The sequence below is a fragment of the Pseudomonas sp. Pseusp21 genome (genome assembly GCF_059492145.1).
This window is the reverse complement of record NZ_CP168520.1, coordinates 4,883,581-4,910,049: the sequence shown is the minus strand read 5'-3', so window position 1 is coordinate 4,910,049 and position 26,469 is coordinate 4,883,581. Positions and strand designations below refer to the sequence as shown.

Here is a 26,469-nt window from a genome sequence, read left to right as displayed (position 1 = left end):
CTTTGCAATTTCGGACGGCAGGCAAGAAAAAACCCGCCGGTTCAATGGCGGGTTTTATAGGCTTTGCGACCGGTCGGAATCAATCCCGCAGATCAGACTCATGAATCGGCTGATCACGATGGGTCGCACGTTGATACTGCGCAGGCCACACCGCTTTGCGCCCGCCCAGGTCATCGTCGGCATGCAGCGGCCAGTACGGATCACGCAACAGCTCACGGGCGAGGAAGATGATGTCGGCCTGACAGGTCCGCAGGATGTGCTCGGCCTGAGCCGGCTCGGTAATCATGCCCACGGTGCCGGTGGCGATGCCTGACTCCTTGCGTACCCGTTCGGCGAAGCGCGTCTGATATCCCGGCCCCACAGGGATTTCGGCGTTGGCTGCCGTGCCGCCCGACGAGACATCGATCAAATCAGCCCCCAAGGCCTTCAGGCGGCGCGCCAGCTCCACGGTTTCATCCGGATTCCAGCCGTCCTCGACCCAGTCGGTAGCCGAAAGGCGCACAAACACCGGCAGTTCTTCCGGCCACACTGCGCGCACCGCATCGGTCACTTGCAGCACCAGACGAATGCGGTTTTCGAACGAACCGCCGTACTGGTCACGGCGTTGGTTGCTCAGCGGTGACAGAAACTGGTGCAACAGATAACCGTGCGCCGCATGCACCTCGACCACACTGAAACCGGCGGTCAAAGCACGTTGGGCTGCGGCCACGAAGTCCTGAATGACCTGGGCGATCTGCCCTTCATCCAGTTGTTTCGGCTGGGTGTGTTGCGGGTCAAAGGCAATCGGCGAAGGCCCGACCGGCGTCCAGCCACCGTCCTCCGGTTTGACGCTTCCGTGCTTGCCGATCCACGGCCGGTGGGTGCTGGCCTTGCGCCCGGCGTGGGCCAGTTGAATGCCGGCCACTGCGCCTTGGGCGGTGATGAAACGGGTGATGCGTTGCAGTGGTGCGATCTGTTCGTCGTTCCACAGGCCCAGGTCTTCGGCGGTGATCCGCCCGTCGGCCGTGATTGCCGTGGCTTCGGTGAATACCAGGCCAGCGCCGCCCACGGCACGGCTGCCGAGGTGCACCAGATGCCAGTCGTTGGCCAGGCCATCGACGCTGGAGTACTGGCACATGGGCGACACGGCGATGCGGTTGGGCAGGGTCAGTTGGCGAAGGGTAAAGGGTTCAAGCAGCAGACTCATGGGGCACCTCTCAAATCAGTGGGCAGGCTCCAGGGTTCTGTTTGAAAAGTCGACGAGTGACAGGAAAAAGGTGCAGCACCCGCCCCCGCGGGCAAAAAATTCGACAAGACGTCACAAGGCCAATCAAGCAGTGCTTAGAGCCTAGTCGACATCCGGGGATGAGGGAGGGTTCAGAGTAATTCTGTGTATGTAAGTCCGCCTGCGCGAGCTTGCTCGCGAAGGCGTCAACGCGGTTCGATGTGGGCAATCATCAGTTGCACGGTTTCATTGCCGCGAAACTCGTTGAGGTCGAGCTTGTAGGCCAGTTCGACCCATTTGATTGTCGGGTTCGGCCAGATATCGCGATCGATGCCGAAGGCGATGCCATCCAGCTTCACCGAGCCGCATTCAGTTTTCAGCACCACTTTCAGGTGCCGCTCGCCGACCACTCGCTGCTCGACCAACTGGAACACGCCATGAAACAGCGGCTCCGGGAAATGCTGGCCCCACGGCCCGGCGTGACGCAGGGCCCGAGCCAGTTCCAGATGAAACTCCTCGACCGCCAGCGTGCCATCCGACAGCAGGCGCCCGGTCAGGTCTTCTTCGCGAAGCTGCCTGCGCACCTCGGCGTCAAATGCCTCGGCGAACAACGGAAAATTCTCCTGCGGCAAAGTCAGGCCAGCCGCCATCGCGTGGCCGCCATACTTGCTGATCAGGTCCGGATGCTGCGCTGCCACCACACTCAGCGCATCACGAATATGAAAGCCCTGAACCGAACGCCCAGAGCCCTTGAGCAGACCGTCACCGGCATCGGCGAAGGCGATGGTCGGGCGGAAATAACGCTCCTTCATCCGCGACGCCAGAATACCAATGACGCCCTGATGCCATTCCGGATCGAACAGGCACAACCCGAATGGCATCGACTCGACCGGCAAGTCCTTGAGCTGGGCCAGCGCTTCGCGCTGCATGCCTTGCTCGATGGATTTGCGGTCCTGATTCATGCCGTCCAGTTGTGCGGCCATTTCCCGGGCCAGCGCAGGGTCGTGGGTCAGCAGGCATTCAATGCCCAGGCTCATGTCATCCAGACGCCCCGCCGCGTTCAGGCGCGGGCCGACGATGAAACCGAGATCGGTAGAGGTAATGCGCGAAGCTTCACGCTTGGCCACTTCCAGGATCGCCTTGATCCCCGGCCGCGCACGTCCGGCGCGAATTCGTTCCAGGCCCTGGTGCACCAGAATCCGGTTGTTGGCATCCAGCGGCACCACGTCGGCAACGCTGCCCAGCGCTACCAGATCCAGAAGTTCGCCGATGTTCGGTTGCGGTTTGCTCTCGTACCAGCCGAGGCTGCGCAGGCGTGCGCGCAAGGCCATCAACACATAGAAAATCACCCCGACCCCGGCCAGCGCCTTGCTCGGAAACTCGCAGCCGGGCTGATTCGGATTGACCAGTGCATCAGCTTGCGGCAGTTCATCGCCGGGCAAGTGGTGGTCAGTAATCAAGACCTTCAGGCCATGGCGCTTCGCGGCCGCGACACCTTCAACGCTGGAAATACCGTTGTCGACGGTGATCAGCAGCTGCGGCTCGCGGGTCATTGCGACTTCGACGATTTCCGGGGTCAGGCCGTAGCCGTATTCGAAGCGGTTGGGCACCAGATAATCGACATGTGCCGCGCCCAGCAGGCGCAAACCAAGCACGCCCACGGTGCTGGCCGTCGCGCCGTCGGCGTCGAAGTCACCGACGATCAGAATCCGCTGTCGCTGCTCCAGCGCCGTCACCAGCAGATCGACCGCCGCATCGATCCCTTTGAGCTGCTGGAACGGAATCAGCCGCGCCAGGCTCTTGTCCAACTCCGCCTCGGACTGCACGCCCCGCGCCGCGTACAGGCGGGTCAGTAGCGGTGGCAGTTCACCGAGAAACGGCAGAGTGGCGGGCAACGGGCGAGGATCGATACGCATGGGGTGACAGGAGCTTCTCTTGGATACGTGGGATTTTTCGGGAGTAGCGCGGACTTAACCGCGCTCGCCTTGCAGCCAGGTGAGCTGGACTTCGTGCTGGCCACGGTCGTCGGTGACGAAGATCGTGCCTTCGCTGATCATCACGTCCCACTTGATGACGCGGGGCATGTCCTTGGCCAGGGTTTCCAGCACTTCCTGCGGAACAGCGGCAATGTTGACGTTCTTCAGGTTTTTGATCGCCGGAATCACCTTGCCTTCCCAGACGCGCAGGCTGCCGTAGGCCAGCAGGCTGGTGCGTTCGGTGCGGCGCGAGCACCAGGTCAGGCGATCGGCGTCCGGCTGGCCGACTTCGATCCAGTGCAGGACACGGTCGTCCAGGCTCTTTTCCCACAGCGCAGGTTCATCCACGTCCGACAGACCACGCCCGAACGACAGTTGCTCGTTGTACCAGAGCGCGTAGGCCAACAGCCGCACGGTCATGCGTTCTTCGGTTTCCGAAGGATGGCGGGCGATGGTCTGCTTCACGTTCTCGTAGACGCTGCGGTCAAGGTCGGTGAGGTTCAGTTCGAATTTGTAGGTAGTGGACGGCTGGGCCATGAACGGGCTTCTTGATACGAGGAAAGTCGGCAAGTCTAACCGATGCTGTAGGCAATCCACGAATTGATGGCGATCAACCTTGCGCGACTGACAGCCGGCTATGTTAAAACGCTGTATCTGCTCAGCCTTGTCCTACAGGATCTCGCATGCCGTTCGCCAACAAACCGCTCAGCGGTCTGAAAGTCATTGAATTGGGTACTTTGATTGCCGGGCCGTTTGCTTCGCGCATCTGCGGCGAGTTCGGCGCCGAAGTGATCAAGATCGAATCGCCGGACGGCGGTGATCCATTGCGCAAATGGCGCAAGCTGTACGAAGGCACCTCGTTGTGGTGGTTCGTCCAGGCGCGCAACAAAAAGTCCCTGACGCTGAACCTGAAACACCCCGATGGCCTGGCGATCCTGAAAAAACTGCTGGGTGAAGCCGACATCCTGATCGAGAACTTCCGCCCCGGCGTGCTGGAAAAACTCGGCCTGGGCTGGGAAACCCTGCACGCGCTGAACCCGAAACTGGTGATGGTGCGCCTGTCCGGTTTCGGCCAGACCGGGCCAATGAAAGATCAGCCAGGTTTCGGTGCGGTCGGCGAATCCATGGGCGGCCTGCGCTACATCACCGGTTTCGAAGACCGCCCGCCGGTACGCACCGGGATTTCCATCGGCGATTCGATTGCGGCTTTGTGGGGCGTGATCGGCGCGTTGATGGCCTTGCGTCATCGCGAGGTCAACGGCGGCCTCGGCCAGGTGGTCGATGTGGCGCTGTACGAAGCGATCTTCGCCATGATGGAAAGCATGGTGCCGGAGTTCGATGTCTTCGGCTTCATTCGTGAGCGCACCGGTAACATCATGCCGGGCATCACCCCGTCGTCGATTCACACCAGTGCCGACGGCAAACACGTGCAGATCGGCGCCAACGGCGATGCGATCTTCAAGCGCTTCATGCTGATCATCGGCCGTGAAGATCTGGCCAATGACCCGGCGCTGGCCAGCAATGACGGGCGCGATACTCGCCGCGATGAGTTGTACGGGGTGATCGACCGCTGGGTCAAGTCGCTGCCGCTGCAAACCGTGCTGGATCTGCTGAATCAGGCCGAAGTGCCGGCCAGCCGGATCTTCAGCGCCGAAGACATGTTCAACGATCCGCAGTACCTGGCCCGGGAAATGTTCCTCCACGCCAAACTGCCGGACGGCAAACCTTTCAAGATGCCGGGCATCGTGCCAAAACTCTCTGAGACACCCGGCACGTCCGAATGGGTCGGACCGCAGCTCGGTGAGCACAATGCGCAGGTACTCCACGATCTTGGCTACGACGAGAAGCAGATCGCCCGGTTGCGCGAAGACGGAGCCATCTGAGCTGAAGCCCCTGATGCCCTCGGCCTCGAACCGCGCCCACCATTGGTGGACCTGGCGGTTGTTCGGCCTGCTGTTCCTGCTGGTGCTGCCGGCGTGGGCGCAGGCCAAACCGACGTTGATCTGGCTGCTGCGCGACCTGCCGCCACTGACGATCTTCGAGGGTCCGAAAAAGGGCCAGGGCGTTATCGATCAATTGATGCCGATGCTGATTGCCGGCATGCCGCAATACGAACACACCTTGATGCGGGTCAATCGCGCCCGTGGCATTCAAATGCTTCATGAACATCCCTTCGCCTGCGATCCGTCGCTGATCTGGAACAAGGAGAGGGCGCAATGGATCGCCTTCTCCATTCCCGCGTTTCGTGCTGTCAGCAATGGCCTGGTGGTGCGTCAGAGAGATCGCGAAGTGCTGGAGCCGTTTCTGGTCGAAGATGAAGTCGATCTGTCGGCATTTCTGGCCAACGGCGAGCGAAAAGTCGGCGTGGTAGCCGAGCGCAGTTATGGCGAGTACATCGATACATTACTGCATCAGGCACCGAGCGGCGCGCTGACGCCCCATTACGGCAACGACGCGCTCAGCAGCCTGCTGTCGATGCAGCGCCTGGGACGTTTGCAGGTAGTTTTGGGTTACTGGCCGGAAATCCGCTATCAGGCGCGCCAGGCCGAGATCACCGAGGACGAACTGCTGTTCTTCCCGATTCGCGGCACGGGCAAGTACCTGTCGGGCCATGTCGGCTGCACCGACACCACGGCGGGTCGCCAGGCGATCACCGAGATCAATCAGCTGTTGCGCACCCTGCCCCACGATCACCTCAACCAGCTCTACGCCGACTGGCTCGACCCCGAAAGGCGTCAGGATTATCTGGAACAGGCGCGGATTTTCTTCCAGCGACAAGCCGCGCAGTAAAATCCGGGCAAAAAGAAACCCCGAGAAGTGGGGAGACGACTCGGGGTTAAACGTGGCCTGTATCAAAGACCCGTAGCAGCAAGCGACAAGCACCGGAGCACAATGCTTGCTCCTGCTGTTACGGGGTCTGACCGACCTGAATGCAGGAAGGTTCCCACAAATGAAAAATCAGTTTCAGAGGGCCGGGTGCTTGTCGAGGGCTGCGTTTCGCAACGCGGCGATCACACAGGGTTCCAGCCGGCCTTCGGCAATCAGGATGTCACGGTGCAGACCGTCGACCACATCTGTCAGTTGACGCTTGTCGCTCAATTGCGCCTGATTGAATTCGCGCTCCACCACGATCGCGCCGCTGCCGTTCTTCAAGGTCACCAGGCATTCGCCATGGCGACCCCGAGGGGTCAACGTCACTTGATACGGGCTTAGAGCCTCACCGAGCAATAGACTGATACTTTCCATCTCGATCTCCACTCAATAGTCCGAAAACACAGTGCCTGGGGCGTGTTCACAGTAAATGACCACCGGCCCGAGAGGAAAGTTCTGCTTGTCGCCGGCTTCTCCCGGTGCGTCACCGGCCTATCGGAGCATGCATGGGGAAGATGACAGAAAAATAACCGGGGGCTCAGGCGTCGACGGAATGCCTGGGGAGGGTCATGTAGGCATCCAGCAGCGCCCTCATCAACACCGCCGAGACTGGCGTGTGCAAACGCCCCAGCAAGGTGATCCGGTGCTCGCCCAGCAAGGTTTCCAGATCGTCCAGCAGGCTGGGTGCCACGGCCCCCAGCAGAATCATCGCCCGCGCTTTCTGTCGGTCGGCCAGATGCCGAATCAGCGCAAGCCCGTCACCGTTCTGCAATTGTGGATTGCACAGGGTGATGTCCACGGCTCCGCGACGCTCCAGTGAGCGCTTTGCCGAGCCCAGCGACGGCGCGGTCAGAACATCGTAGATACCGATGGCGTTGAGCATCTGGTGCAACGCCATCAGCTGGAACGGATTGGGTTCTAGAATCAGGATCTTGAGCGAGCGCATGGGACGACCTCTGGAGCGACAATCGCGGATTCACGCCGCAGTGGCCTGTCACTCTAGGGCAGTCGTCCTAAGCCTCCCATCAGAAAAGGAATCGCGGTTTATAGGACTTTTCCCATCTTTAATGCAGACATTGACACCCGCTCTCCTTCCGCCGCTCGGTGATGTCGGTCCAGCCTCCGAGCAGGCCACGCAGTTTTCCATCGGCACTGTAAAACGGCACCGTCCACTGATAAATCTGACGGGGGCCGCTCTTGAACATCAGCTGTCGTTTGCTGAAACGTGTTTTACGAGTGCCCAACTGCGCCATGAACTCGTCGTGCAACATCAGTGCCGTGGCCTGTGGAAGCGCATCGATCTCGAACAGCTTCCGGCCCTGTACCTGCTCCAGCCGAACCGACAGCGCATCTTCATAGCTGCGGTTGCACATGATCAACCGCCCCTGCAGATCGCGCACGAACACGGGGTCGGGCATCGCATCGATCAATGCATGTTGAAAAGCCAGTTGATCACTTAGATCTTTTTCGGCCGCACGCCGCTGTTTTACCTCGACCGTCAATCGACGGTTCCACAGCAACGGCAACAGCCCGAACACGCCGAGCCCACCCATCGCCCAGCACCCCCACTTGATCAGGAGCGAGCTGATCGAGGGTACCGGAGCGGGAGAAATGCCATCCAGCCATTTCAGGCGCATGGCGCGCAGTTCGGCTGCCGAGAAAGCGCCCAGTGCCTTGTTGAGGATGCTCACAAGCTCTGGCAGCCCCTTGCGCACCGCCAGATGATCGGCCTCCCACTTGCCTTCCACGAGACCCGAGACCCTGAGCAGGCCGGAGGGAAACAGCTGCGCGCCGATCTCGTTTTCGATGGTGGCGTAGGCCTCACCACTCTCGACCAGCGCCCGGGCCTCGGCATAGGTCTTGACCGAGCGGATCTCGATGGACGGATAGTCGCGTCGAATGCTGTCCTCCAGCGCGTGCCTTGCCGGCAGGACCAACACCCGTTTGGCCAGCGTTTCGAGCGACTTTATCGGCGGCTCGCCCGAACGACCGACGAATACCCAGCCGGCACCGCCGAACGCGTGACTGAAGTCCAGGAATGCCTTGCGCTCGTCATTCATTGCCAACGTCGTGCTGATGTCGGCCACGCCACTCTGGAGCCGTTCCAGCATGTGATCGGTGGAAAACGACTCCTGATGGACGAACTGCAATCCGGTCATGGCGCTGATATGCGTGAGCACATCGTTGTTCAAGCCGCTCCACTGACCATGTTCGTCCTGAAACAGATACAACGGGTATTGCACCGAGGCGACCGTCACCCGGGGATTGTCCCGAATCCACTGACGCTCATTTTCATCCAGCTCGATGGGCTGGACACTCTCCCCCCCTTCGGAATGCCTCGCCAGATGGGCAGCTTCGCTCGACTGCGACAACTCGAAGCCCCCCAATAAAAACAACCAGCACAGAGCTGCTTTCAATCCTGAAAAAAACCGCATTGCCACATCCTTCGTCATCGACTCGCCCGTCCTTCGTGGGCGAAACGCGCGCAGTGTGGCATGCAAAAACAAGAAAGCCCGTCAGGAGACGGGCTTCAAAATGTGACAGCTTTGCGGGCTTAAAGAGGCTTGCCGCGGTTGCCATGCTGACTGACAAAGGCCTGCACGGCTTTCAGCTCGTTTGCCAGCACTGTGCAGCGCTCTTCTCTCTCAAACAAATCAGAAAGATGTGCAGGTAGTTCGAGAGCTTTTCCTACACCAGCTTTCTCCACCGCGTCCGGGAACTTGACCGGATGCGCCGTGCCCAGAATCACCATCGGGATGTCCAGGCTGCGACGGCATTCGCGCGCGGCTTTCACGCCAATGGCGGTGTGCGGATCCAGCACCTCACCGGTCTGCTCGTAGACTTCGGCGATGGTTTCGCAGGTTTGCGCATCGTCCACGGCCAGCGAGTCGAACAGTTTGCGTGCTTCGGTCCAGCGTTCCTGTTCGACGCTGAAACCGCCGCCCTGCTTGAACGAATCCATCAGCCCGGCAATTGCCGCACCGTTGCGGCCGTGCAGGTCGAACAGCAGGCGTTCGAAGTTCGACGAGACCATGATGTCCATCGACGGCGACAGCGTGGCGTGCAGGGTTTCCTTGACGTACTGGTTGCCACTCATGAAGCGGTGCAGGATGTCGTTGCGGTTGGTGGCGACGATCAACTGGTTGATCGGCAGGCCCATGTTGCGCGCCAGATAGCCGGCGAAGATGTCGCCGAAGTTGCCGGTCGGCACCGAGAACGACACCGAACGCGCCGGGCCGCCCAATTGCAGGGCCGCGTGGAAGTAGTAAACGATCTGGGCCATGATCCGTGCCCAGTTGATCGAGTTCACTGCCACCAGGCGGGTGCCCTTGAGGAAGCTCTGGTCGGCGAAGCTGGCCTTGACCATTTCCTGGCAGTCATCGAAGTTGCCTTCGATGGCGATGTTGTGGATGTTCTCACCGAGAATGGTGGTCATCTGCCGACGCTGCACTTCGGACACACGGTTGTGCGGGTGCAGGATGAAGATGTCGACGTTTTCGCAGTGCTTGCAGCCTTCGATGGCGGCCGAACCGGTGTCACCGGAGGTGGCGCCGACGATCACCACGCGCTCGCCGCGCTTTTCCAGCACGTAGTCGAGCAAGCGACCGAGCAGTTGCAGGGCGAAGTCCTTGAACGCCAGGGTCGGGCCGTGGAACAGCTCCAGCACCCATTCGTTGCCGTTCAACTGACGCAGCGGCGCAACGGCGTTGTGGGCGAACACACCGTAGGTTTCTTCAAGAATCTTTTTGAAATCGGCGTCCGGAATGCTGCCGGTGACGAACGGGCGCATGACGCGGAAAGCCAGCTCGTGATACGACAGGCCGGCCCAGGAAGCGATTTCTTCCTGGGTGAAACGTGGCAGGTTTTCCGGGACGTACAGACCGCCGTCGGTGGCGAGACCGGCCAGCAGGACGTCTTCGAAATTCAGGGCCGGTGCCTGGCCGCGGGTACTGATGTAACGCATAGGGGCAAACCTTCGGTTTGAGCTTCAAGCTACGAGTTACAAGCTTCAAGTAAAAGCCGGACTGCTTTTCTCTTGCTGCTTGCAGCTCGAAGCTTGCAGCTGTTTCTGTTTAGTTCAAGTGCTCGACACGGATCCGCACGACCGGACCGACCACGCCCGCCAGCGCTTCGAGGGCGGCGATCGCATCGTTGATGTGCTGTTCCAGCACGCGGTGTGTCAGCAGGATCATCGGCACCAGGCCGTCGTGTTCCTCGACTTCCTTCTGCATGATCGACTCGATGTTGATGCCGCGCTCCGAGAGGATGCTCGCCACCTGAGCGAGTACGCCCGGATGGTCCTTGGCCTGAATGCGCAGGTAGTAGGCGCTTTCGCAGGCTTCGATCGGCAGGATCGGATGGGCCGACAGCGAGTCCGGCTGGAAGGCCAGGTGCGGCACGCGGTTTTCCGGATCGGAGGTCATGGCGCGAACCACGTCCACCAGATCCGCGATCACCGACGAAGCGGTCGGCTCCATGCCGGCGCCGGCGCCGTAGAACAGAGTCGAACCGGCAGCGTCACCGTTGACCATCACCGCGTTCATCACGCCGTTGACGTTGGCGATCAGACGATCGGCCGGGATCAGCGTCGGGTGTACGCGCAGCTCGATACCGGCGGCGGTGCTGCGTGCCACGCCCAGATGCTTGATGCGGTAGCCCAGCGCTTCGGCGTAATTCACGTCGGCGGTGGTCAGCTTGGTGATGCCTTCGGTGTAAGCCTTGTCGAACTGCAGCGGAACACCGAATGCGATCGACGCCAGGATCGTCAGCTTGTGCGCCGCGTCGATGCCTTCGACGTCGAAGGTCGGATCGGCTTCGGCGTAACCCAGCGCTTGCGCCTCGGCCAGCACGTCTTCGAAGGTGCGACCCTTCTCGCGCATTTCGGTGAGGATGAAGTTGCCGGTGCCGTTGATGATCCCGGCGACCCAGTTGATACGGTTGGCGGACAGGCCTTCACGGATCGCCTTGATCACCGGAATGCCGCCGGCGACCGCCGCTTCGAACGCCACGATCACGCCTTTCTCGCGTGCCCTGGCGAAAATTTCATTACCGTGAACGGCAATCAGAGCCTTGTTCGCGGTGACCACATGCTTGCCATTCTCGATGGCCTTGAGTACCAGCTCGCGGGCAACGGTGTAGCCGCCCATCAGCTCTATGACGATGTCGATCTCAGGGTTCGTGGCCACTTCGAAGACATCGTTGGTAATCGCAATACCGGTCGTCTGGAACTGAGGCTTTGGCGTGCGCATGGCAATTTGTGCCACTTCGATTCCACGCCCGGCACGACGAGCAATTTCCTCGGCGTTGCGCTGAAGTACGTTGAAGGTTCCGCCACCGACGGTCCCTAACCCACAGATGCCTACTTTGACCGGTTTCACTGTGAACTCCCCATAAAACGGCCGACACGAGGCCGGCCGTGAAAACAACCGCAGGTTCGCGGCTCTCTGTTGATGGCCCGGCAATCCAGCCGCCGGACCACGCTCGTCAACGCCTGAGCGTGACGATGCGAATTACTTCGCGCCCAGCGCCAGTTTGGCGACTTGTGGCGCAGGCTGGTAGCCCGGAATCACTTGTCCGTCGGCCAAAACGATGGCCGGTGTGCCGTTCACGCCGATCGACTGACCGAGGGCGAACTGTTTGGAAACCGGGTTCTCGCACTTGGCGGCCTTGATTTCCTTGCCATCGACCATTTTGTCCATGGCGGCTTTCTTGTCTTTGGAGCACCACACGGCTTGCAGTTGCTCGTCACCCGGCGAGCCCAGGCCCTGGCGCGGGAACGCCACGTAACGCACTTCGATGCCGCGCTTGTTCAGCTCGGGCACTTCGGCGTGCAGCTTGTGGCAGTACGGGCAAGTGGTGTCGGTGAAAACAGTGATGTGCGATTTGGTTTCGCCCACCGCCGGATAAACCACGGTCTCGGCCACCGGGATCGCATTGATCAGTTTGGAAATGCCCAGGCGCTCGGTCTTCTCGGTCAGGTTGACCGGTTTGCCGTCCTTGAGCTGGAACATGTAGCCCTGAACAATGTACTGGCCGTCAGCGCTGGCGTAGAGCACGCGGCTGCCCTTGAGCTTGACTTCATACAGGCCTGGCAGCGGGCTGGCGGTGATGGTGTCCACCGGCACATCGAGCTGGAGGTTTTCCAGGCTTTGGCGAATCGCTTTGTCGGCCGCGTCATCGGCGACGGCAAAGGTGCTGACCAACGCAATGGCTGCGGCGGCGAAAATCTGGGTCAGACGCATGAGAACTCCTGAAGGCGGACAAATGGAACGATCAGAACGCCCGTGCCGGAACACCGGGTCATAACCGCCCATCGTGCAAACCGGCAAAGCCTACCACATAAGGCTCCCGTGGCCGAATGCGCCTGTCGCAAGACAAACGGCGCTCAGCCGCGCGGGTGATGTTTGGCATGCAGATCCTGCAAACGTGCCCGGGCGACGTGAGTGTAGATCTGCGTGGTTGACAGGTCGCTGTGGCCCAACAGCATCTGCACCACCCGCAGGTCGGCGCCATGGTTGAGCAAGTGGGTGGCAAACGCGTGACGCAAGGTGTGCGGCGACAGCGATTTACTGATGCCGGCGACCTTAGCCTGGTGCTTGATGCGGTGCCAGAAGGTCTGCCGAGTCATCTGCTCGCCGCGCTGACTGGGAAACAACACATCGCTTGGACGCCCGCCCAGCAGCTCGCCGCGACCGTCACGCAGGTAGCGCTCGACCCAGACAATCGCTTCCTCGCCCATCGGCACCAGCCGTTCCTTGCTGCCCTTGCCCATCACCCGCAACACACCCTGACGCAGGTTGACCTGTTCCAGCGTCAGGCTGATCAGCTCGGTGACACGCAGGCCGCAGGCATACAAGACTTCGAGCATGGCGCGATCGCGCTGGCCGATGGCTTCGCTCAAGTCCGGCGCCTTCAGCAGCGCTTCGACGTCGGCTTCCGACAGGGATTTGGGCAGCGGCCGACCGAGTTGCGGCATATCCACGCGCAAAGTTGGATCAACCGAAATCAGCTTTTCCCGCAGCAGATAGCGATAAAAGCCACGCACACCGGAGAGAAATCGCGCCGTAGAGCGAGGTTTGTAGTTCTGTTCCAGACGCCAGGCCAGGTGATCGAGGATCAGTTCGCGACCGGCATTGACCAGTTCGAGACCTTTGTCCTGCAACCAGCCATTGAACAGCGCGAGATCACTGCGGTAGGCGTCGCGAGTGTTGTCGGAGAGACCTTTTTCCAGCCAGAGGGCGTCGAGAAACTGGTCGATCAGTGGGTGGTCGATGGCAGGCATGGGCGCTCAAGACACGCAGGCTTGGCACTGCGCGCAAATAAAGAGTGAACGGTTGAAATGGCCGCTAGTCTTTCATAGCCCGCTATTTCAAGGAACAGGGAGCTTCAATGAACGAGCAGCAAATTCTGTTGGCTTTCGGTGGTATCGGCGCTGCCGCACTGGGCTGCCAATGGCTCGCCTGGCGCCTGAAGCTGCCGGCGATTCTGTTTCTGCTGCTGACCGGCATTCTGGCGGGCCCCGTGCTGGGCTGGCTCGACCCGCAGGAAATGTTCGGCCCGTTGCTGATGCCATTGGTGTCGCTGGCGGTGGCGCTGATTCTGTTTGAAGGCAGCCTGACCCTGCACCTGTCGGAATGGCGCGAGATCGGCAGCGTCGTGCATCGGCTGGTCACAATCGGTGCGCTCTCGACATGGGTAGTGATTACGGTCGCGACCCACTGGCTGCTGGGCTTCGACTGGCTGTTGGCGATCCTGTTCGGCAGCCTGACCCTGGTGACCGGGCCGACCGTGATCGTGCCGATGCTGCGCGTGGTGCGGCCGAAGGCTTCGATCGCCAACATCCTGCGCTGGGAAGGGATTGTGATCGACCCGATCGGCGCGCTGCTCGCGGTGGTGGTCTACAGCTTCATCATCGCCCGGGCCGAAGGCCACGGCCTGGAACAGAGTCTGCTGACCTTCGGTGGTGTGATTGTCTGCGGCAGTGCGTTCGGCGTTGCCGGTGGCTGGCTGCTCGGCACGATCATCCGGCGCCAATGGCTACCGGAGTATTTGCACAATCTGGCATCGCTCGCCGCGGTGCTGGGGATATTCATCGCCGCCAACCAGGTCATGCACGAATCCGGGCTGTTGGCGGTGACGTTGATGGGCATGTGGCTGGCGAACATGAAGGGGGTGGATGTGCGGCACATCCTGCACTTCAAGGAAAATCTCAGCGTGCTGCTGATTTCCGGACTGTTCATCCTGCTGGCGGCACGACTGGATCTGAACGCGTTGATCGGTCTCGGGCCGTTGGTGTTGATCCTGTTGCTGGTGATTCAGCTGATCGCCCGACCGTTGAACGTGGTGCTGAGCACCGCCGGTTCGAGCCTGAGTTGGCGTGAACGTGCGCTGTTGTGCTGGATTGCCCCGCGCGGGATCGTCGCGGCGGCGGTCTCGGCGATCTTTGCGATTCGCCTTGATGAAGCGGGCCATGAAGGCGCGCTGTTGCTGGTGCCGCTGACATTCGCCGTGATCATCGGCACCGTCGTGCTGCAAAGTGCGACCGCCCGGCCACTGGCCCGGCTGCTGAAAGTTGCGGAACCAGCGCCCAGCGGCTTCCTGATCGTCGGGGCGAACGGGCCCGCGCGCCTGCTCGGCAAGTCGCTGCAACAGCTGGGCAGCCGGGTGCTGCTGACGGATTCAAGCTGGGAAAATATCCGCGCCGCGCGCATGGATGGCTTGCCGACCTACTTCGGCAATCCGGCCTCACAGCACGCCGATGCGCATCTGGACCTGGTCGGACTGGGGCATTTGCTGGCGCTGTCACCGTCGGGCGAACTCAATACACTGGCGGCCATGCGCTTTCGTCATGACTTTGGCCATCAGCGGTTGTTCGGGCTGGCCAGCGGTCAGGAAAGCCGGCGCAGCGACAAGCACCGCGCCAGCCTTGAACATCGCGGCAACCAACTGGGGAGCGAGGCGCTGACTTACGCCAGACTCGCCAGTCAACTGGGGCAAGGTGCCGATCTTTACAGCACGACGCTGACGGACGGGTTTGGCTGGGACGATTACCGCGCGCTGCATGGCAATCGCGCGACGCTGCTGTTCATGCGCGATGACAGCGGTTGGGTGCATGTCGTGACGCCGGAAACCGTGTTGAAGCCGGGGCCGGGGTGGACGCTGGTGGCGCTGATTCAGCCGGAGAATGTCAGCGCCTGACAGATCGAATCGCGGCCCGGTGCTGGATCAGGCCGCGAAACCCGGCAGCACCGGCACCGGACGCTTGTCATCATCGATGGCAACAAAGCTGAACTGCCCATGAATGGCTTTCTCACGCCCGTCACAGCTCATGCTTTCGACGAACACTTCCACCTCGACCTTGAGACTGGTGTTGCCAACCTTGATCACCCGCCCAACCAGCTCGACGATGGAACCTGCCGGGATCGCGTGATTGAAGTCGATGCGATCGGTCGACACCGTCACCAGCGGCAAACGGCAAAACCGTGTGGCGGTGATGAACGACACTTCGTCCATCCAGGCCAGCGCAGTGCCGCCGAACAGGGTGTTGTGGTGGTTGGTGGTCGGCGGGAACACCGCCTTGGTCACGCGGGTCACCGAGAGTTCGGTGCGGCGTTCGATTTCTTGCTCGCGAGGGGTCATGGGTCAGGCCTGAAACAGAAATGCGGTGGATAAATTGCGGGCAACAAAAAAGCAGCCCGTAGGCTGCTTTTTTCTGCATCGGAAGCTGGACTTAAGCCAGTTTTTCCTTGATGCGAGCTGCTTTACCCGACAGGTCGCGCAGGTAGTACAGCTTGGCTTTACGTACGTCACCGCGACGCTTGACAGCCATGCTGTCGATTTGCGGGGAGTAGGTCTGGAAAGTACGTTCTACGCCAACACCGTTGGAGATTTTACGAACGGTGAACGCACTGTTCACGCCGCGGTTACGCTTGGCGATTACAACGCCTTCGAACGCTTGCAGACGGGAACGATCGCCTTCCTTCACTTTCACCTGAACGACGATGGTGTCGCCTGGGGCAAAGGTAGGGATTTCTTTGGTCATCTGCTCTGCTTCGAGTGCAAGGATGATTTTGTTGGTCATGCTGTGCTCCTAAGGTAAATCGTCTGATCTACCATCGATACGTTGTTAACTATCGTCCCGCTCGCGGATGTATTCCTCGAGCAGCTTCTTCTCTTCTCCAGAAAGCGAGCGGCTTTCCAGAAGATCGGCGCGTCGTTCAAAGGTCCTGCCAAGGGACTGCTGTAAACGCCAACGCCGGATATGCGCGTGATTGCCACTCAGCAACACGTCGGGAACACGCTGATCCGCATACACCTCAGGTCGGGTGTAGTGCGGGCAATCCAGCAGACCATCCGTAAAGGAATCTTCCTCAGCGGAATCCGCATGCCCTAAAGCTCCGGGCAGCAGTCGTGTAACCGCATCGATCATGACCATGGCCGGCAGCTCGCCGCCAGACAACACATAGTCACCAATCGACCACTCTTCATCGACATGAGCCTCAATAAAGCGCTCGTCAATGCCTTCATAGCGACCGGCAATCAGGATCAATGCATCCGATTTCGCCAGTTCGCGTACCGCCGACTGAGTCAGTTGACGGCCTTGGGGGGACAGGTAAATCACCTTCGCCGCCTCCCCGGCTGCTGCCTTGGCCTGAACCAGTGCATCTTCCAGGGGCTTGATCTTCATCACCATGCCCGGACCACCGCCAAACGGGCGATCGTCCACAGTGTGATGTCGATCCGTCGTGTAATCCCGCGGATTCCAACAGGTCAGCTGCAAGAGCCCCTGCTTGACCGCACGACTGGTAATGCCGTACTCACTGATGGCCGAGAACATCTCGGGGAACAGCGTAATGACGTCTACGCGCAGGCTGGCCATTGCTTAGAAGTCCGCGTCCCATTCCACCCTCATCACGCCTGCTTCCAGGTCGATTGCCAGCACGCATTGCTCCGTATAGGGCAACAACCGCTCGCGATCATCCAGGCTGCCAACGCAGGGCTTGACCACCAATACATCGTTCGCGCCGGTCTCCAACAGGTGATCAACCTTGCCGAACAATTGTTCGTCCTGGTTGATGACGCTCAGACCTTCCAACTGGTACCAGTAGTACTCGTCGGCGGTCAGGTCGGGCAAAAGGCTTCGCGGGATGCAAATCTCGTAACCGCTCAGAAGACGGGCTTCATCGCGATCGTCGAGGCCTTTGAGCTTCACAACCAGATCCTTTTGAGTGGATCGGCCGCTGACCAGCTCGACCTGTTTCACCACGCCTTCGCGCCGAAGCGTCCAGTTGCGATAGCCCAACAGGTTTTCAATCGGATCGGTAAAGGAAAAGACCTTCACCTCGCCGCGAACGCCGTGAACCGAAAAAATCTTGCCGACAACGATCAGATCATCAGCTTTTTCTGGCGTCGCGCTCATACTGCTCAGGCTGCAGCCTTGGCAGATTCCTTCAGCAACTGAGCAACACGCTCAGAAGGCTGTGCACCAACGCTCAGCCAGTAGGCAACGCGCTCTTGGTTCACGGACAGACGGATTTCCTGACCACGGGCAACAGGGTTGAAGAAGCCAACCTGTTCTTTGTGGGAACCGTCACGCGGGTTGCGGGAGTCGGTTACGGTCAGGTGGTAAAACGGGCGCTTTTTGGAGCCGCCAAGGGCAAGACGGATTGTTAGCATGTGAACATCGTTCCTGTAGTCGGTGCTGCAAATCTAAATGCACAGCGGGCATGGGTGCCCGAAAGGCCGCATATTCTAAGGAATATCCGGACTTTTGCAAATGACTTTTTCCGGCGCCTGTGGCATGCCGTGCAGATTTGCATATGGGGCCGTCGTTCAAAACGGCCAGTCAGCTCCCGCCGAGTGCGGGTTTGCTGTGGATCCCGCTTCCTTGCGGGACTGCGCCGGTGCGACGACCGGCGAGTTCTTTTACATCTTTGGCATGCCGCCGCCGGGCAACATTCCACCCATGCCGCGCATCATTTTCGCCATTCCGCCCTTGGCGGAGAATTTCTTCATCATCTTCTGCATCTGCTTGTGCTGCTTGATCAAGCGACCGATGTCCTGCACCTGGGTGCCGGAACCCATGGCGATCCGGCGCTTGCGCGAACCGCTGATCAGCTCAGGGTCGCGGCGCTCGGCCGGGGTCATGGAATTGATGATGGCTTCCATCTGTTTGAACTGCTTCTCTGCGGCGCTCTGGGCATTGCCCATTTGCGAGAGATTGACGCCGCCGATGCTCGGCAGCTTGTCCATGAGCCCGCCGAGGCCGCCCATGTTCTTCATCTGTTGCAGCTGATCGCGGAAGTCTTCGAGGTCGAAGCCCTTGCCCTTCTTCAGCTTTTTAGCAAGCTTGTCGGCCTTGTCCTTGTCGAGGGTCGCCTCAGCCTGTTCGATCAGGCTGAGCACGTCGCCCATGCCGAGGATCCGCGAAGCGATACGCTCAGGATGGAACGGATCGAGCGCTTCGCTCTTCTCGCCCATACCGATGAACTTGATCGGCTTGCCGGTGATAGCGCGAACGGACAGCGCGGCACCGCCACGGGCATCACCGTCGACCTTGGTCAGGATCACGCCGGTCAGCGGCAGCGCATCACCGAAGGCCTTGGCCGTGTTGGCCGCGTCCTGACCGGTCATGGCGTCGACCACGAACAGGGTTTCGACCGGGTTGATCGCGGCGTGCAGCGCCTTGATCTCGCCCATCATCTCTTCGTCGATGTGCAGACGACCGGCGGTGTCGACGATGACCACGTCGATGAATTTCAGTTTTGCTTCTTTAATAGCTGCGCTGGCGATGTCGACCGGTTTCTGGCTCAGGTCGGACGGGAAGAACGTCACGCCGATGTCGTTGGCCAGGGTTTCCAGCTGTTTAATAGCAGCAGGACGGTAGATGTCCGCCGACACGACCATGACCGACTTTTTCTTGCGCTCTTTAAGGAAGCGCGCGAGCTTGCCGGCGGTGGTGGTTTTACCCGCGCCCTGCAGACCGGCCATCAGAATGACGGCGGGCGGCACGGCGCTCAGGTTCAGGTCTTCGTTGGCCGCGCCCATCAGGCTTTCGAGTTCGGCCTGGACGATCTTCACAAACGCCTGGCCCGGCGTCAGGCTGCGCGACACCTCGGTGCCGACAGCGCGCTCCTTGACCGAATTGACGAAGTCCTTGACCACCGGCAGGGCGACGTCGGCCTCGAGCAACGCCATGCGCACTTCGCGCAGGGTGTCTTTGATATTGTCCTCGGTCAGCTTCGCCTTGCCAGTGACATGGCGCAGCGTCTGCGAGAGACGGTCGGTTAAGTTTTCAAACATTGCGCGATCCTTTCAGGCCCTGTGTAGACCGGGATAATGGCGGCCCAGACCGGAATCAACATGTGCTCGGCGAGCCTGCGGCGTGGGCAGGTCGCGGATTATAGCGAAGACTGCGGCTGGCGGACACCTCGCTGTCAGCTTGCCGGTCTTTCGTGCAACGGCGGTTCTATGCCAAACTCAGCCCCTTTCGGGCTTGCCTAACAGGATTTATGCTCCCCTTGTCACCGAGTTTGCTGACCACCCTCGCCGCCGCCCTTCTCTACGCCGCTGCGACCCTCTATCAGGGCACCCGCCTGGCCACTGGCGCCAAGGCCAACAAGCGCCTGCTGGTCTCGCTCGGCGTTCTCGCCGTGCTGGCCCACAGCGCCAGCCTGCTTACGCATTTATTGACACCGATCGGTCTAGGCCTGGATTTCTTCAGCGCTTCGAGCCTGATCGCTGCGGCGGTCATTGCCCTGACCCTGCTCGCCTGCTCGCGGATTCCGGTGGAAAACCTGCTGGTGCTGCTGTTCCCGCTGGGTGCGATCACGGTGCTGCTGGCGCAGTTCGCGCCGGCCGGTACGGTGCAGATCATCGATGAAGAACCGGGCATCCTCGCGCACATCCTGTTGTCGATCCTCGCCTACGGCATGTTCACCATCGCGGTGTTCCAGGCCTTGTTGCTGCTGGTGCAGGATCATCAGCTCAAGCACAAGCACCCGTCCGGGCTGATCAAGAACTTCCCGCCACTGCAAACCATGGAAAGCCTGCTGTTCGGCTTCCTCTGGGCTGGCTGGACATTGCTGTCGCTGTCGTTGATCTCCGGCTGGCTGTTCGTCGAGAACCTGTTTGCCCAGCATCTGGTGCATAAAACCCTGCTGGCCTGCCTGGCCTGGATCGTGTTCAGCGTCCTGCTGTGGGGCCGTAACCGCCTCGGCTGGCGCGGACACAAGGCAATCCGCTGGACCCTCGCCGGTTTCTGCCTGCTGATGCTCGCGTATTTCGGCAGCAAACTGGTCCGTGAATACATCCTGCACATCTGACGGGCGGCGTAAATGGACGGTTTGCCCATAGGGCCGATGCTCGCGGTATTTGCCCTGCTGATTCTCTGGTCGGGGCTGTTTACCGCCGTCGAAGCGGCGCAACAGCACCTGCTCGCGCAACGCACCGCTTCCCGCGCCAGCGACAAGCCGCTGGCGAAGCTCAGCTTCCCGCTCGACAGCCTGATCCTCTGCAATACCCTGTGCCGCGCCCTCGCCGTCATCCTGGCCACGCTGCTGGCCATCTTTCTCTGTGAAGAAAACGGCCCCTGGGCGGCTTGCCTTGGCGCCGGCGCCCTGCTGCTGGTTTTTGCAGACTATTTCCCCCGCGCCCTTGCCCAGCGTTATCCGGATGCGGTGCTGTCGTTCGGCAATACGCTGCTGGCAGTACCGCTGAAGGTCGTTTACCCGCTTGCCTGGCTGCTCAGCCGCGTCAGTGGTTTGCTGATGCGCCCGTTCATCCGCAAGGCCCAGGTGGTGCAACAGAGCGAAGACGATGTGCCGGCGGAGCGTCATGATGACCCCGATCATCCAGTGCGCCCGCACCCGGTTTCGGGCATCCATGCGCTGGATAACATTACGGTCAACGACATTCTGGTGCCGCGCAGCGATGTCGACGGCATCAACCTCGACGATCCGATCGAAGAAATCACCGAGCAACTGCGCCACAACCGTCGTACTCGTCTGCCGCTGTTTCACAGCGATATCAATCAGGTCGAGGCGGTGCTCAACACCCGGCAGGTCCGCCATTTGCTGGACAATGGCAACCTGACCCGCGAAGCCTTGCTGGCGGCCAGTTACGAGCCCTACTTCGTTCCCGAAAGCACCCCGCTGCAACTGCAGCTGCTGAACTTCCACAAGCAGCAGCGGCGGCTGGGCATGGTGGTGGACGAGTACGGCGAAGTACTGGGGATTGTCACCCTGGAAGACATTCTCGAAGAGATCGTCGGCGAATTCGAAAGCGAGCACAGCCTCGACAACCCGCACATCCACCCGCAAGCCGATGGCCGCATGGTGATCGATGGCGCGGCGTCGATCCGCGAACTGAACAAATGCCTGGGCTGGCACCTGCCCAGCGACGGCCCCCGGACCCTCAATGGCCTGGTGACCGAAGCGCTGGAAACCATCCCGGAAAGCGCGGTCTGCCTGAAGATCGGCCGCTACCGGCTGGAGATTCTCGAAACTGAAGAGAACCGGGTCAGCAAGGTCCTGATCTGGCACACCTCCTCGGCCCCTGCGCTCGCCCCTGTTCGCTAGGCAGCCTCTTGTTCAATCGTTAGCCACCTTCCTATAATCGCGGGGCTTACCCAAGCCCCGCCGAACCGCGTGCTTACCCCGCACCCGACTGGTTCCGGCCGGTTCATCGGCAATATCCGCATCACACCGACGACTGTTCCTACCTGAAGCAGCGATCGCGCCTCATCCCACATCCCTGGGTGTTCGACCATAATAATTCGCTCCAACGGAGCTCATGACTGTCAGGGATCACCGCATGACGACCAGTACCGCTTACAGCGACACCACGCCTGCCCAACCGGCCAACTCCGCCACCCGCGTGGCCACGGCAAGCTTCATCGGCACGGCCATCGAGTTCTACGATTTCTATGTCTACGCCACCGCTGCTGCGCTGGTGATCGGGCCGGTGTTCTTCCCGCAGACCTCCGGCACGGCGCAGATGCTTTCGGCATTTCTTACCTTCGGCATCGCCTTCCTGGCCCGACCGCTGGGCTCGGCGCTGTTCGGCCACTTCGGCGACCGCATCGGGCGTAAATCCACTTTGGTGGCCTCACTGCTGCTGATGGGTGTCTGCACCACGCTGATCGGCGTGCTGCCGGGTTATGACACTATCGGCGCCTGGGCACCGATCCTGCTCTGCGTGCTGCGCTTCGGCCAGGGCCTGGGATTGGGGGGCGAATGGGGTGGCGCGGCGCTGCTGGCGACCGAAAACGCCCCGAAAGGCAAACGGGCGTGGTTCGGCATGTTCCCGCAACTTGGCCCTTCGATTGGTTTTCTGGCCGCCAACGGCCTGTTCCTGACCCTGGCCATGAGCCTGAGCGACGATCAATTCCGCAGCTGGGGCTGGCGGATTCCGTTCCTGCTCAGCGCCGTGCTGGTGATGGTCGGGCTGTACGTGCGCCTCAAGCTTCACGAAACCCCAGTGTTCGCCAATGCCATTGCCCGCCAGGAACGAGTGAAAGTGCCGCTGGTCGAGCTGTTCAGCCAATACTGGGCGCCGACGCTGCTGGGCGCCGCCGCCATGGTGGTGTGTTACGCGCTGTTCTACATCTCGACCGTATTTTCCCTGAGCTATGGCGTATCAACATTGGGTTACAGCCGCGAGACTTTCCTCGGACTGCTGTGCTTCGCGGTGCTGTTCATGGCGGCCGCGACGCCGCTGTCGGCATGGGCCAGTGATCGTTACGGACGCAAACCGGTGCTGATCGTCGGCGGTGTGCTGGCGATTCTTTCCGGGTTTCTGATGGAGCCGCTGCTGACTCAGGGATCGACCTGGGGCGTGGCGCTGTTCCTGTGCATCGAGCTGTTCCTGATGGGCGTGACATTCGCCCCGATGGGAGCATTGCTACCGGAACTGTTTCCGACGCACGTGCGGTATACCGGCGCATCGGCAGCCTACAACCTCGGCGGCATCGTCGGAGCCTCGGCGGCGCCGTTCTTCGCGCAGAAACTGGTGGCGATGGGTGGTTTGAGTTACGTCGGCGGGTATGTGTCGGCGGCCGCGGTGCTCAGCTTGATCGCTGTGCTGTGCCTGAAGGAGACGCGCAATAACGACCTGAATCAGGTGGTGTAAGCGCAAAGATCGCTCCCGGGCGGGAGCGATCAGATGGCGTGATTACAGCTCTACAACAACAGCCTGGGAAGCACGGGTCGCCTTGGCGCGGGCCGCTTCAATCGACTCGTCACGCGCCAGCGCAACACCCATGCGACGCTGACCATTGACTTCAGGCTTGCCGAACAGACGCAGCGCGGTATCCGGCTCGCTCAGTGCAGCACCGAGGTTGGCGAATGCGGTCTGGGTCGACTGGCCTTCCACCAGAATCACCGCCGAAGCCGATGGGCCGAACTGACGGATCAGCGGCACCGGCAGACCGAGGATCGCCCGGGCGTGCAGGGCGAACTGCGACAGGTCCTGGGAAATCAGGGTCACCAGACCGGTGTCGTGCGGGCGCGGCGACACTTCGCTGAACCACACCTGATCGCCTTTGATGAACAGCTCGACGCCGAACAGGCCACGACCGCCCAACGCTTCGGTCACGGCTTTGGCAACGCGCTCGGATTCAGCCAGCGCCACCGGGCTCATCGCCTGAGGCTGCCAGGATTCCTGATAGTCGCCCTTTTCCTGACGGTGGCCGACTGGAGCACAGAACGTCGTGCCGCCGACATGACGCACGGTCAGCAGAGTGATTTCGTAGTCGAAATCGATAAAGCCTTCGATGATCACCCGACCTTTGCCGGCGCGACCGCCCTCTTGCGCGTAATCCCAGGCTTTCTGCACGTCATCGGCGCTGCGCAGCAGGCTTTGGCCCTTGCCCGAAGAACTCATCACCGGTTTTACGACGCACGGAAAGCCGAGGTCCTGAACGGCCTTGCTGTAATCCTCGAAGGTGTCTGCGAAGTGGTACGGCGAAGTCGGCAGGTCCAGCTCTTCGGCAGCCAGTCGACGGATGCCTTCGCGGTTCATGGTCAGTTGCGCGGCGCGAGCGGTCGGGATCACGGTGAAGCCTTCGGCTTCCAGTTCGACCAGGGTGGCGGTGGCGATGGCTTCGATTTCCGGCACGATGAAGTGCGGCTTCTCGGCTTCGATCACTGCACGCAGGGCGGCGCCGTCGAGCATGTTGATCACGTGGCTGCGATGGGCAACCTGCATGGCCGGCGCATTGGCGTAGCGGTCAACGGCGATCACTTCAACGCCCAGGCGTTGCAGCTCGATCACCACTTCCTTGCCCAACTCACCACAGCCACACAGCAATACGCGGGTCGCGGTCGGCGACAATGGAGTTCCGATACGGGTCATCTCAGGTCCTCAAAGAAGCGGATCATCGAGGAAAGCAACGCCAGACGCGCTTTCCATGGGGAGAAAGCGCGGCATTTTACATGAACCTGAGGGTTTGGCTTCAGCCGGCGACAGCCTGTTTGCGTTCGCGCCAGGCCATGATCAGCCAGACGGCGGTAACACCGGCGAACTTCGAGGCCAGCGCGGTGATAAGCACCGGCGGTGTCAGCAGGTCAATCATGCCAAAGAAGATGAAGGTATCGAGGGGAATGCTCAGCGCCGAACTGATCCACAAGCGGTCGCGCAACGGGCGCCTGGTGATGGTGAATACCAGCCAGTCAATGCACTCGGAGACCGCGAACGCCGTGGCGCTGGCCAGCGCAATCGATGGATCGGACGTGACATAAGACAGCACCAGTGCCGCCAGCATCGCCACGATCGCGCCATGACCGAAACGGGTCTGCACCATGTCGCGCAGCACGAACACCAACCCGCCCCAGGCCGACCAGATGATGTCCAGGTGCGGCGCGGTGGAGAAGGCGAAGTTGATCAGCACGACGCTGCTGATGTAAGAGATGAGGAAAATCATGGGCCGTGACCTGTCAATTTGGCGCACAGGTTACTTCAGCCCTTCGATGACGCCAATCAAATCGGCTATTGCCCCGGCGTTTTGCCGATCATCCAGACCAGGCCACTGGCCTTGGCCCGCTCATGGCACAGCCCGAGCACAACCCGGCGTTCATCATTGGTCATGCGGCTCCAGCGAGTGATCTCCTCGACCGTGCGCTGGCAACCGGTGCAAATATCGTCTTCGTCCAGCGCGCAAATGCTCACGCACGGCGAGGCGACAGGTCTTTCCGGGGTTGTCATTCTTCCTGCTCGACCAGATCGCGCGCATAGCGCTGGGAGTTATGCACATAGTGCGCGGCACTGGCTTCGAGCATTTTCTTCTGCGGCTCAGTGAGTTCGCGCACCACCTTGCCCGGCGAGCCCATCACCAGCGAGCCGTCAGGAATTTCCTTGCCTTCGCCGATCAGCGAGTTGGCGCCGATGATGCAGTTCTTGCCGATCTTCGCGCCGTTGAGAATGACTGCGTTGATGCCGATCAGGCTGTAGTCGCCGACCGTGCAGCCGTGGAGCATGGCGTTGTGGCCGATGGTCACGCCGGTGCCGATGGTCAGCGGATAGCCCATGTCGGTGTGCATCACCGTGCCGTCCTGAACATTGCTGTTCTTGCCGATCAGGATCAGTTCGTTGTCGCCGCGCAGCACGGCGTTGAACCAGACGTTGGCGCCCTCTTCCAGTCTGACCTTGCCCACCAGCACGGCATTGGGGGCGACCCAGCTCTGCGGATGGGTGTCGACTCGGGCGTCGCCCAGGCGGTATTTCATCTTGTTTTCCTCAGGGCTCACGATGGCTGGCCATTCGAAGGATGGCTTCAGGTATTGATGAAGCTTTTGGGCGGTTGATGCAGGCTGATTCTGGCGTCATAGAGCAGGTTGATCAACTCGACGATCATGATTGCCGTCAGCCCCCAGATCTTGTATTCGCCGTAACGATAGCTCGGCACGTACCAACTGCGACCCTGATAGTCGATGCGGTGGGTGTGTTCGCGCGGATCCTTGCGGAAGAACTCCAGCGGCACACTGAACACCGCAGCGATCTCGGCATCATTGGCCTGGTATTCGACAAAATCGGGAATCACCCCGACATACGGAGTGACCTTGATGCCATGCAGGGAAATCAGCGGGCTGAGCGGACCGATCACTTCGACCAGTCCCGGCGGCAGGCCGATTTCCTCTTCGGCTTCACGCAGAGCGGTAAACACCAGGTCCGGGTCTTCCGGATCCCGTCGTCCACCGGGGAAGGCGACTTCGCCGCCGTGGGTCGAAAGGCCGCTGGCCCGCAGGGTGAGGACAAGTTCGGGTTCGTCACTGCGAGTAATCGGCACCAGGACAGCGGCCTCGGGGAAACGCGTGTCGGTCTCCAGCGTGCGCGGCGTGTGATTGCTTACCCGGTGCAGTAGCTCGTCCAGCATAAGTGTTCTCGATCGGTGCCTTACCCTGCATCATGCACCAATCATTG

General features: G+C 60.8%; 27 protein-coding genes. 6 read left to right on the top strand and 21 right to left on the bottom strand.

The genetic code is table 11. The features are described from left to right. Positions 1 to 79: 79 nt before the first annotated feature. The 3 genes from ACEN93_RS22190 to ACEN93_RS22180 form a co-directional block, all read right to left on the bottom strand. The gene (locus ACEN93_RS22190) at positions 80 to 1,186 is read right to left on the bottom strand and encodes an NADH:flavin oxidoreductase/NADH oxidase (RefSeq protein ID WP_495610504.1); all 1,107 of its coding nucleotides are present in this window, start codon (positions 1,184 to 1,186) and stop codon (positions 80 to 82) included. Between the two features lie 224 nt (positions 1,187 to 1,410). Next, positions 1,411 to 3,120, bottom strand: a complete 1,710-nt coding sequence (recJ, locus tag ACEN93_RS22185; RefSeq protein WP_039769572.1) for a single-stranded-DNA-specific exonuclease RecJ — start codon at positions 3,118 to 3,120, stop codon at positions 1,411 to 1,413. Positions 3,121 to 3,174: 54 nt separating this feature from the next. Next, complete coding sequence (locus ACEN93_RS22180) at positions 3,175 to 3,717, bottom strand: YaeQ family protein (protein ID WP_011332624.1); 543 nt, start codon at positions 3,715 to 3,717, stop codon at positions 3,175 to 3,177. A gap of 146 nt (positions 3,718 to 3,863) precedes the next feature. Between ACEN93_RS22180 and ACEN93_RS22175 the strand changes: the two genes are divergently transcribed. Both ACEN93_RS22175 and ACEN93_RS22170 read left to right on the top strand, forming a co-directional pair. Continuing rightward, positions 3,864 to 5,063 carry a CaiB/BaiF CoA transferase family protein gene (locus ACEN93_RS22175; protein ID WP_039769570.1) on the top strand — a complete coding sequence of 400 codons (1,200 nt, stop codon included), beginning with the start codon at positions 3,864 to 3,866 and terminating at the stop codon, positions 5,061 to 5,063. A 13-nt stretch (positions 5,064 to 5,076) separates the two neighbouring features. Continuing rightward, positions 5,077 to 5,970 (top strand): TIGR02285 family protein, encoded by an 894-nt coding sequence (locus ACEN93_RS22170; RefSeq protein WP_203546257.1) that lies wholly within the window; start codon positions 5,077 to 5,079, stop codon positions 5,968 to 5,970. A gap of 174 nt (positions 5,971 to 6,144) precedes the next feature. On the opposite strand, the gene ACEN93_RS22165 is transcribed toward ACEN93_RS22170, so the two are convergent. The 7 genes from ACEN93_RS22165 to xerD all read right to left on the bottom strand — a co-directional run bounded on the left by ACEN93_RS22165 (position 6,145) and on the right by xerD (position 13,333). Next, positions 6,145 to 6,426: a DUF3509 domain-containing protein gene (locus ACEN93_RS22165; protein ID WP_064382409.1), complete on the bottom strand. Its 282-nt coding sequence runs from the start codon at positions 6,424 to 6,426 to the stop codon at positions 6,145 to 6,147. 163 nt (positions 6,427 to 6,589) lie between these two features. Continuing rightward, positions 6,590 to 6,997 (bottom strand): response regulator, encoded by a 408-nt coding sequence (locus ACEN93_RS22160; protein WP_039769567.1) that lies wholly within the window; start codon positions 6,995 to 6,997, stop codon positions 6,590 to 6,592. 118 nt (positions 6,998 to 7,115) lie between these two features. Further along, positions 7,116 to 8,486: a transporter substrate-binding domain-containing protein gene (locus ACEN93_RS22155; protein ID WP_039769565.1), complete on the bottom strand. Its 1,371-nt coding sequence runs from the start codon at positions 8,484 to 8,486 to the stop codon at positions 7,116 to 7,118. Positions 8,487 to 8,605: 119 nt separating this feature from the next. Further along, entirely contained in the window at positions 8,606 to 10,015 is a 1,410-nt protein-coding gene (gene thrC / locus ACEN93_RS22150; protein ID WP_495610503.1) for a threonine synthase, read from the bottom strand. A 109-nt stretch (positions 10,016 to 10,124) separates the two neighbouring features. Then, complete coding sequence (locus ACEN93_RS22145; protein ID WP_039769561.1) at positions 10,125 to 11,429, bottom strand: homoserine dehydrogenase; 1,305 nt, start codon at positions 11,427 to 11,429, stop codon at positions 10,125 to 10,127. 132 nt (positions 11,430 to 11,561) lie between these two features. Next, positions 11,562 to 12,293: a bifunctional protein-disulfide isomerase/oxidoreductase DsbC gene (gene dsbC / locus ACEN93_RS22140; RefSeq protein WP_007954633.1), complete on the bottom strand. Its 732-nt coding sequence runs from the start codon at positions 12,291 to 12,293 to the stop codon at positions 11,562 to 11,564. A gap of 143 nt (positions 12,294 to 12,436) precedes the next feature. Then, complete coding sequence (gene xerD / locus ACEN93_RS22135) at positions 12,437 to 13,333, bottom strand: site-specific tyrosine recombinase XerD (protein WP_490840714.1); 897 nt, start codon at positions 13,331 to 13,333, stop codon at positions 12,437 to 12,439. Between the two features lie 107 nt (positions 13,334 to 13,440). Between xerD and ACEN93_RS22130 the strand changes: the two genes are divergently transcribed. Continuing rightward, positions 13,441 to 15,249, top strand: a complete 1,809-nt coding sequence (locus ACEN93_RS22130; protein WP_495610502.1) for a cation:proton antiporter — start codon at positions 13,441 to 13,443, stop codon at positions 15,247 to 15,249. A gap of 27 nt (positions 15,250 to 15,276) precedes the next feature. On the opposite strand, the gene ACEN93_RS22125 is transcribed toward ACEN93_RS22130, so the two are convergent. The 6 genes from ACEN93_RS22125 to ffh form a co-directional block, all read right to left on the bottom strand. Continuing rightward, positions 15,277 to 15,690: an acyl-CoA thioesterase gene (locus ACEN93_RS22125; protein ID WP_011332614.1), complete on the bottom strand. Its 414-nt coding sequence runs from the start codon at positions 15,688 to 15,690 to the stop codon at positions 15,277 to 15,279. 91 nt (positions 15,691 to 15,781) lie between these two features. Continuing rightward, the gene (gene rplS, locus ACEN93_RS22120) at positions 15,782 to 16,132 is read right to left on the bottom strand and encodes a 50S ribosomal protein L19 (RefSeq protein WP_003175895.1); all 351 of its coding nucleotides are present in this window, start codon (positions 16,130 to 16,132) and stop codon (positions 15,782 to 15,784) included. Between the two features lie 45 nt (positions 16,133 to 16,177). Beyond that, entirely contained in the window at positions 16,178 to 16,930 is a 753-nt protein-coding gene (gene trmD, locus ACEN93_RS22115; protein WP_039769553.1) for a tRNA (guanosine(37)-N1)-methyltransferase TrmD, read from the bottom strand. 3 nt (positions 16,931 to 16,933) lie between these two features. Continuing rightward, on the bottom strand, positions 16,934 to 17,470 hold the full coding sequence (gene rimM / locus ACEN93_RS22110) for a ribosome maturation factor RimM (protein ID WP_011332613.1): 537 nt from the start codon (positions 17,468 to 17,470) through the stop codon (positions 16,934 to 16,936). A 5-nt stretch (positions 17,471 to 17,475) separates the two neighbouring features. Further along, the gene (rpsP, locus tag ACEN93_RS22105; RefSeq protein WP_003185073.1) at positions 17,476 to 17,727 is read right to left on the bottom strand and encodes a 30S ribosomal protein S16; all 252 of its coding nucleotides are present in this window, start codon (positions 17,725 to 17,727) and stop codon (positions 17,476 to 17,478) included. 249 nt (positions 17,728 to 17,976) lie between these two features. Then, on the bottom strand, positions 17,977 to 19,353 hold the full coding sequence (ffh, locus tag ACEN93_RS22100) for a signal recognition particle protein (protein ID WP_039769551.1): 1,377 nt from the start codon (positions 19,351 to 19,353) through the stop codon (positions 17,977 to 17,979). A 209-nt stretch (positions 19,354 to 19,562) separates the two neighbouring features. Between ffh and ACEN93_RS22095 the strand changes: the two genes are divergently transcribed. From ACEN93_RS22095 to ACEN93_RS22085, 3 genes are all read left to right on the top strand, one after another. Further along, positions 19,563 to 20,375 (top strand): cytochrome C assembly family protein, encoded by an 813-nt coding sequence (locus ACEN93_RS22095; RefSeq protein WP_039769548.1) that lies wholly within the window; start codon positions 19,563 to 19,565, stop codon positions 20,373 to 20,375. Positions 20,376 to 20,387: 12 nt separating this feature from the next. After that, positions 20,388 to 21,629: a transporter associated domain-containing protein gene (locus tag ACEN93_RS22090; RefSeq protein WP_495610501.1), complete on the top strand. Its 1,242-nt coding sequence runs from the start codon at positions 20,388 to 20,390 to the stop codon at positions 21,627 to 21,629. A 235-nt stretch (positions 21,630 to 21,864) separates the two neighbouring features. Further along, positions 21,865 to 23,181, top strand: coding sequence for an MFS transporter (locus tag ACEN93_RS22085; RefSeq protein ID WP_495610500.1), 1,317 nt, complete (start codon positions 21,865 to 21,867; stop codon positions 23,179 to 23,181). A 42-nt stretch (positions 23,182 to 23,223) separates the two neighbouring features. Here ACEN93_RS22085 and purT read toward each other — a convergent pair whose 3' ends face one another. The 5 genes from purT to ACEN93_RS22060 all read right to left on the bottom strand — a co-directional run bounded on the left by purT (position 23,224) and on the right by ACEN93_RS22060 (position 26,422). Continuing rightward, positions 23,224 to 24,405, bottom strand: a complete 1,182-nt coding sequence (purT, locus tag ACEN93_RS22080; RefSeq protein ID WP_039769540.1) for a formate-dependent phosphoribosylglycinamide formyltransferase — start codon at positions 24,403 to 24,405, stop codon at positions 23,224 to 23,226. A 100-nt stretch (positions 24,406 to 24,505) separates the two neighbouring features. Then, positions 24,506 to 24,973 (bottom strand): preQ0 transporter, encoded by a 468-nt coding sequence (locus ACEN93_RS22075; RefSeq protein ID WP_074691220.1) that lies wholly within the window; start codon positions 24,971 to 24,973, stop codon positions 24,506 to 24,508. Between the two features lie 65 nt (positions 24,974 to 25,038). Beyond that, on the bottom strand, positions 25,039 to 25,254 hold the full coding sequence (locus tag ACEN93_RS22070; protein WP_007954618.1) for a DUF1289 domain-containing protein: 216 nt from the start codon (positions 25,252 to 25,254) through the stop codon (positions 25,039 to 25,041). Then, positions 25,251 to 25,775, bottom strand: coding sequence for a gamma carbonic anhydrase family protein (locus ACEN93_RS22065; protein ID WP_025112181.1), 525 nt, complete (start codon positions 25,773 to 25,775; stop codon positions 25,251 to 25,253). The genes ACEN93_RS22070 and ACEN93_RS22065 overlap by 4 nt, the downstream gene beginning before the upstream one ends. 47 nt (positions 25,776 to 25,822) lie before the next feature. Beyond that, complete coding sequence (locus tag ACEN93_RS22060) at positions 25,823 to 26,422, bottom strand: CoA pyrophosphatase (RefSeq protein ID WP_039769535.1); 600 nt, start codon at positions 26,420 to 26,422, stop codon at positions 25,823 to 25,825. Positions 26,423 to 26,469 lie beyond the last annotated feature (47 nt).

What these genes read in the sequence shown, in the direction of transcription:
- ACEN93_RS22190 (WP_495610504.1), bottom strand. Translation starts at nt 1,186, where the DNA reads ATGAGTCTGCTGCTTGAACCCTTTACCCTTCGCCAACTGACCCTGCCC.
- recJ (WP_039769572.1), bottom strand. Translation starts at nt 3,120, where the DNA reads ATGCGTATCGATCCTCGCCCGTTGCCCGCCACTCTGCCGTTTCTCGGT.
- ACEN93_RS22180 (WP_011332624.1), bottom strand. Translation starts at nt 3,717, where the DNA reads ATGGCCCAGCCGTCCACTACCTACAAATTCGAACTGAACCTCACCGAC.
- ACEN93_RS22175 (WP_039769570.1), top strand. Translation starts at nt 3,864, where the DNA reads ATGCCGTTCGCCAACAAACCGCTCAGCGGTCTGAAAGTCATTGAATTG.
- ACEN93_RS22170 (WP_203546257.1), top strand. Translation starts at nt 5,077, where the DNA reads ATGCCCTCGGCCTCGAACCGCGCCCACCATTGGTGGACCTGGCGGTTG.
- ACEN93_RS22165 (WP_064382409.1), bottom strand. Translation starts at nt 6,426, where the DNA reads ATGGAAAGTATCAGTCTATTGCTCGGTGAGGCTCTAAGCCCGTATCAA.
- ACEN93_RS22160 (WP_039769567.1), bottom strand. Translation starts at nt 6,997, where the DNA reads ATGCGCTCGCTCAAGATCCTGATTCTAGAACCCAATCCGTTCCAGCTG.
- ACEN93_RS22155 (WP_039769565.1), bottom strand. Translation starts at nt 8,486, where the DNA reads ATGCGGTTTTTTTCAGGATTGAAAGCAGCTCTGTGCTGGTTGTTTTTA.
- thrC (WP_495610503.1), bottom strand. Translation starts at nt 10,015, where the DNA reads ATGCGTTACATCAGTACCCGCGGCCAGGCACCGGCCCTGAATTTCGAA.
- dsbC (WP_007954633.1), bottom strand. Translation starts at nt 12,293, where the DNA reads ATGCGTCTGACCCAGATTTTCGCCGCCGCAGCCATTGCGTTGGTCAGC.
- xerD (WP_490840714.1), bottom strand. Translation starts at nt 13,333, where the DNA reads ATGCCTGCCATCGACCACCCACTGATCGACCAGTTTCTCGACGCCCTC.
- ACEN93_RS22130 (WP_495610502.1), top strand. Translation starts at nt 13,441, where the DNA reads ATGAACGAGCAGCAAATTCTGTTGGCTTTCGGTGGTATCGGCGCTGCC.
- ACEN93_RS22125 (WP_011332614.1), bottom strand. Translation starts at nt 15,690, where the DNA reads ATGACCCCTCGCGAGCAAGAAATCGAACGCCGCACCGAACTCTCGGTG.
- rplS (WP_003175895.1), bottom strand. Translation starts at nt 16,132, where the DNA reads ATGACCAACAAAATCATCCTTGCACTCGAAGCAGAGCAGATGACCAAA.
- trmD (WP_039769553.1), bottom strand. Translation starts at nt 16,930, where the DNA reads ATGGCCAGCCTGCGCGTAGACGTCATTACGCTGTTCCCCGAGATGTTC.
- rimM (WP_011332613.1), bottom strand. Translation starts at nt 17,470, where the DNA reads ATGAGCGCGACGCCAGAAAAAGCTGATGATCTGATCGTTGTCGGCAAG.
- rpsP (WP_003185073.1), bottom strand. Translation starts at nt 17,727, where the DNA reads ATGCTAACAATCCGTCTTGCCCTTGGCGGCTCCAAAAAGCGCCCGTTT.
- ffh (WP_039769551.1), bottom strand. Translation starts at nt 19,353, where the DNA reads ATGTTTGAAAACTTAACCGACCGTCTCTCGCAGACGCTGCGCCATGTC.
- ACEN93_RS22095 (WP_039769548.1), top strand. Translation starts at nt 19,563, where the DNA reads ATGCTCCCCTTGTCACCGAGTTTGCTGACCACCCTCGCCGCCGCCCTT.
- ACEN93_RS22090 (WP_495610501.1), top strand. Translation starts at nt 20,388, where the DNA reads ATGGACGGTTTGCCCATAGGGCCGATGCTCGCGGTATTTGCCCTGCTG.
- ACEN93_RS22085 (WP_495610500.1), top strand. Translation starts at nt 21,865, where the DNA reads ATGACGACCAGTACCGCTTACAGCGACACCACGCCTGCCCAACCGGCC.
- purT (WP_039769540.1), bottom strand. Translation starts at nt 24,405, where the DNA reads ATGACCCGTATCGGAACTCCATTGTCGCCGACCGCGACCCGCGTATTG.
- ACEN93_RS22075 (WP_074691220.1), bottom strand. Translation starts at nt 24,973, where the DNA reads ATGATTTTCCTCATCTCTTACATCAGCAGCGTCGTGCTGATCAACTTC.
- ACEN93_RS22070 (WP_007954618.1), bottom strand. Translation starts at nt 25,254, where the DNA reads ATGACAACCCCGGAAAGACCTGTCGCCTCGCCGTGCGTGAGCATTTGC.
- ACEN93_RS22065 (WP_025112181.1), bottom strand. Translation starts at nt 25,775, where the DNA reads ATGAAATACCGCCTGGGCGACGCCCGAGTCGACACCCATCCGCAGAGC.
- ACEN93_RS22060 (WP_039769535.1), bottom strand. Translation starts at nt 26,422, where the DNA reads ATGCTGGACGAGCTACTGCACCGGGTAAGCAATCACACGCCGCGCACG.